A 5,007-nucleotide genomic window follows, 5' to 3' on the forward strand; every position below is an offset into this window, starting at 1 on the left:
CCCGTCTCGAGGAATACTCGGTTTTGATCGACGGATCGGCCGCCACGCTTGACGATGTCCCGAGCGATCTGAAAACGGTCACTTACTTTATCCAGGACTCCGGCGCGATTGGAGGTGTCGTGGACGCACTGCAAGACCCCAACGCCGCGGTGATAGAGTCCCCAGGCGGGCTCGTACGTCGTTCGCTGGACCGTGCGGCGACGATCTATGCGATGGATAATGGAGCGATCGCGACGCTGAACCAAACCGGTGAACTGCTGGCGCCAGAGATTGTCGGCATCGAGTTCTCCTACTGGGACGGTGCGCTGTGGCAGACGCAGTGGAGCAGCGATGAAATGGGAGAGTTGCCTGCGGCGGTTCAAGTCCGTTTGACGATGAATGACCCCACGATTGTCGCTGCGAATGATTCGGGGCTGTCCGACGAGAGTCCGGCTCGTATCTTTACCCACATCGTCCGTTTACCACTGTCGCGTCCGATCGAAGAAAGCGAAGACGAGTTGTTGGAGACCGGAATATGAGCTCCGAAATCAATACCGATCGCCATCCGTCGCGTCGTCCGCGAGCCCCTCGCCGTGGTTTCTTTCTCGTCTTGGTGCTGGTCGTGGTGGCGGTAGCGACCATGGCGGTTTATTCGTTTACCGAATTGATGGTCGCCTACGATGATTCCGCCAACTTGTCAGGCGACTTGGTGCAATCGCGTGTGAACGTGGAATCGGGCGTCGACACGATTCGTTTGCTGCTCTCGCAACCGCCCACAACACGACTCGACTACGGCGGGCTGTACAACAATCCATCGATGTTCCAAGCGATTACCGTTTCCAATGGAATCGACGGTGTCACCCCCGCCAATTTTACCGTCGTGGCACCAGGAATGTCCGAGACCGGAACGTTGGCTGGCATTCGTTTCGGATTGCAAAACGAGTCCGCTCGCCTGAACATCAATACGCTGACGGTGCTCGAAGAAAATTCGGATCTGATTGTGCCCACCTTGGCGCTCACCGGCGCGGATACCGAAGAGGTGGACGCCGAAAACTTGGCGGTGTCGCTGCTGATGGCATTGCCGGGAATGACCGAGGATGTTGCCGATGCCATTTTGGATTGGCTCGACAGTGATGATGAGATGCGTCCGTTCGGGGCCGAGCTGGAATATTACACGACGCTGCCCACGCCTTATTCCCCCGCCAACGGACCGATCAAAAGTGTCGAAGAACTGCTGTTGGTACGCGGCGTCACTCCGACGTTGTTGTTCGGTGCCGATGCCAATCGAAATGGGGTGCTCGATGCCGATGAACAGCAGCGATACGGCGTCAGCATTGATACGCCCGGATCGCTTGGCTGGGCCGCCTACTTGACGGTCAACGGAGCCGAGGGCAACCGGACTCGCGACGGTTTACCGCGTGTCGATGTCAATAGCGACGACTTGGAAACGCTCTACGACGAACTGCTAGACGCATTGGGTGACGAGCTGTATGCAAGTTACATCGTCGCGTACCGGATGTATGGCGAATCCCCAGTGGCAGCCGCAGCCGCAGCGAGTGGAAATAATAACAGTGGGAACGTTCAATCCGCAGGCGTTTGGACGGCCGATGCTTTTGGGCAACTCGATCTGAGTGCCGGTGCGAAAACGACCGTGAACCAAGTGCTCGACTTGGTCGGATCGAGCGTGACGATTGGAAATGGTGACAATCAGAGAAAATACACGTCGCCGTTTGCCGAGGATCCGATCTCGATGGCGATCTACTTGCCGCTTTTAATGGACGTTTTGACCACTCAAGATGTCGACTCTTTGCCAGGTCGGATTAATCTGAATGAGTGTCCAGCGGAATTGTTATACGGCATCCCCACGCTCGATGAAGAAACCGTGCAAGCGATCATCGAGTCACGGACGACCGAGTCGGATGATCCCAATCGCGAATTTGCAACTTGGCCCCTCGTCGAGGGCATTTTGACCCTGGATCAGATGAGAACGCTGATTCCGCTGCTGACCGGCGGAGGCGACGTCTATCGAGCTCAGATTGTTGGCTATTTCGAGCAATCCGGGATCGCCAGCCGTAGTGAAGTGATAATTGATGCGACCAGTGTGAACCCCAAAGTAATCTCCTGGAAAGACCTCAGCCATCTGGGACGGGGTTTTGATTTGTCCGTGTTGGGCCAGCGTTCTGCCGGCTTGTCCAACGAATGACCTTAAAAAAACCATGCCAAAAAAATTAGCCATCGATTGGGACGAAACCGAATTGCGTTTCGTTGCTGCGCAGTGCACCGCGACCCAAATCACCGTCACTGATGCGGCGGTCGTGCCGATGATGCCCTCGGGCATTTTTGAAACGCTTCGTAAAACCATTGCCGAACGCGGACTCGAGAAAACCGAGACTTTGGTGGCGATCGGACGCGGTAAAGCCGAGTTGCGAGAATTGCAATTGCCGCCGGTGCCGGACGAAGAGTTGCCGGACATTGTTCGCTTTCAAGCGATTCGCAGTTTCGCTTCGGCCGGTGAAAGCGCCACGATTGACTATTTGGTGACCCATCGCAGCGAGGCGAATGTCAACGCAATCGCGGCCGCCGTCGCTCCGGCAAAGCTAGCCGAAGTCAAAGAGATTTGCAGCGATGCGTCGTTGATGGTCAAGCGGATTACGTTGCGGCCCCTTTCCGCTGCAGCGTTTTACCTGACTCGCCCAAAACTGTCGCTTGGTTCAGGCGATGTCGTGTTGATCGATTTGTTGTCCGATGATGCCGAAATCGTCGTGGCTCGCGGCGGCAAGGTGATTTTCGTGCGTACCGTCCGCATGCCCTCGGGTGAATCGGCTCGGCCACGCGCCCTCGTCAATGAACTTAAACGCAGCTTGCTCGCGTGCGGCTGTAAATCACCCGACAAAATGGTGCTCTGGGGCCGCGACTCGGTTCACCGCAGTGACGTTGAAGTCCTCAGCGAAGCACTTGACGCGCCGGTGGAAGTCGTCAATCCGTTTGATCTGGTCGATGTCGAAGCAAAGCTCAATGACCAATTGCCAAGCCATGTCGGTCGACTCGCCCCGCTGGTCGGATTGTTGGCGTGTGAAGAAACCCATGCCGACCGTTTGATCGATTTTTTGCATCCTCGTGAACGGGTCGAAGAAAAACCGGATCACCGACGCACCGCCTTGCTCATCGGCGTGCCGGTCGCTGCAGCAATATTGCTGGGCTATCTCGGTTATCGAAAACTTGGCAATCTGGATGCCGAAATTGACCGACTCAATCAAGCCAACGCGGCGATGAAAGAACCGGTCAAAGAGGCCGAGCAGTTTATTGCCGAAACCGAAAAGATTGACCAGTTCCTTGATGCCGATGCGATCTGGCTCGACAAACTCCGCACGCTTGCTGAAAAATTGCCGCCTGCCGAAGAGGTGATTCTCAAGTCGATTGTCGCCACCAGCGATATTCGCACCGGCGTCAGCACGGTTGTCTTGAGTGGTTCAGCGACCAGCCCCAGCGTTATTGAAAAACTTGAGTCCTCGATTCGGGACGAAAATCACAGCGTGACCATTGAAGGGGCCAGCGAGCAGGACGCCAAAAATGCCTATCGATGGGTGTTTACCGAGAAAATAGCGATCCCGCCGCACCATGCACGCGCCCAACGCTACGCCGGAGTGGAACAGGCACGCACGGCGTCGGCTGATGAGTCGCAAGACGTAACGCAATCAGACTCGGAAACCGAATCGCCCAAAGCAGACACGCCCAAAGCAGAGTCGCCTGCTACGGAACCGCAAGTCGCAGTGACTCAGACGCCTGAAACTCAAACACCTGCCACTGAACCCGACTCGCCCGCGGTGCAACCCGATACGCCCAGCACCGCGTCTGAAACGCCCGAGCCAGAAACGCCCGAGCCAGAAACGTCCGAGCCAGAAACGTCCGAGCCAGAAACGTCCGAGTCCGAAACGTCCGAGTCCGAAACGCCGGCACTAGAACCAACACCTGCCGCTTCTGAATCGACCCCCAACCCTGAAACTGCTGCGACCACTCTCACCGAGGTGCAATCATGAATCAACGCGAACGATTCTTGGCGATTGCCATTGGGGGTTTGGTGGGCGCATTGGTGATCCAGTGGGGCATCAATAAATATCAAACCGCGGTGCGAAGCCGCACCACGCGGATTGACGCACTGACCAACGAGAAACTGAAACTCGAAGACCGCTTGCTTGACGGAGCTTACGCCGACCGCCAATTGGGCGAATACTTGTCGCGTTCCTTGCCGGGTGATCCTGAACGCGCCCACAGCGATTACCAGAGCTGGTTGTTGGACGCGGTCGAGCAGAACGGGCTGAGCAATCCGCGTGTCAATCGAACCAGTATGTTGCCCGTGGGCGATCTGTATCAACGACTCTCCTACAGCGTCGATGGTCGTGCCGATTTGCCAAAATTGATTGAGTTTTTGCATACGTTCTATGCAAAGGATTATTTGCATCGGATGAGTAAGCTTGCGATCACCCCCGCACGCGACGAAGCAAGCCGTTTCGATGTGAAGATGAGCGTCGATGTGATCGCGTTATCGGCTGCGACCGAAGATGCGAAACCACCGACCTCACAATCATGGCGTGTGGATCCGACGGTTGCTGCGTATCAGGAACCAATTTTGAACCGAAACTTTTTTGAACCGCCGAACAAGGCGCCACAGTTCACGGGCAAGTCGGTGGTCGATGCGATTGTCGGCAAAGACTCGACCACGCCGCTAACGTTCAAAGACCCCGAAGGGCACAAGCTGCGATTTGAACTGCTCGAATCGGCACCCGACTTTGTGCGACTCGACGAACGCACAGGCACGTTGACCGTGAAATCGGATACCAAACAAGAGTTCGACGTCAACATTCGCGTGACCGATGATGGGTACCCCAATCGCACAACCGAGCAGAAATTGGTCGTCAAAGTAGGCGATCCACCACCGCCTCCGAAAGAGCCCGATGCCAAGCCGATGTTTGACGATTCGACTCAGACCGTGTTGACTGCGTTGGTCCAAGGCCGTGACGATTGGACGGC

The 5,007-nt window shown here is 56.1% G+C and carries 3 protein-coding genes and 1 pseudogene; all 4 read left to right on the top strand.

The genetic code is table 11. From position 1 onward, the window contains the following. A pseudogene (locus ABX962_RS29910) lies at positions 1 to 518 on the top strand (prepilin-type cleavage/methylation domain-containing protein); the annotation flags it as partial. Then, the gene (locus tag ABX962_RS29915; RefSeq protein WP_372725026.1) at positions 515 to 2,182 is read left to right on the top strand and encodes a general secretion pathway protein GspK; all 1,668 of its coding nucleotides are present in this window, start codon (positions 515 to 517) and stop codon (positions 2,180 to 2,182) included. The pseudogene ABX962_RS29910 and the gene ABX962_RS29915, both read left to right, overlap by 4 nt. A gap of 13 nt (positions 2,183 to 2,195) precedes the next feature. Then, positions 2,196 to 4,016: a hypothetical protein gene (locus ABX962_RS29920; protein WP_372725028.1), complete on the top strand. Its 1,821-nt coding sequence runs from the start codon at positions 2,196 to 2,198 to the stop codon at positions 4,014 to 4,016. Next, positions 4,013 to 5,007 (top strand): hypothetical protein (locus ABX962_RS29925; protein ID WP_372725030.1); only part of this gene is annotated, 995 nt, incomplete at its 3' end. The genes ABX962_RS29920 and ABX962_RS29925, both read left to right, overlap by 4 nt.

Origin of the sequence: Novipirellula sp., from assembly GCF_041583735.1 — a bacterium.
Taxonomy (GTDB): Bacteria; Planctomycetota; Planctomycetia; order Pirellulales; family Pirellulaceae; genus Novipirellula.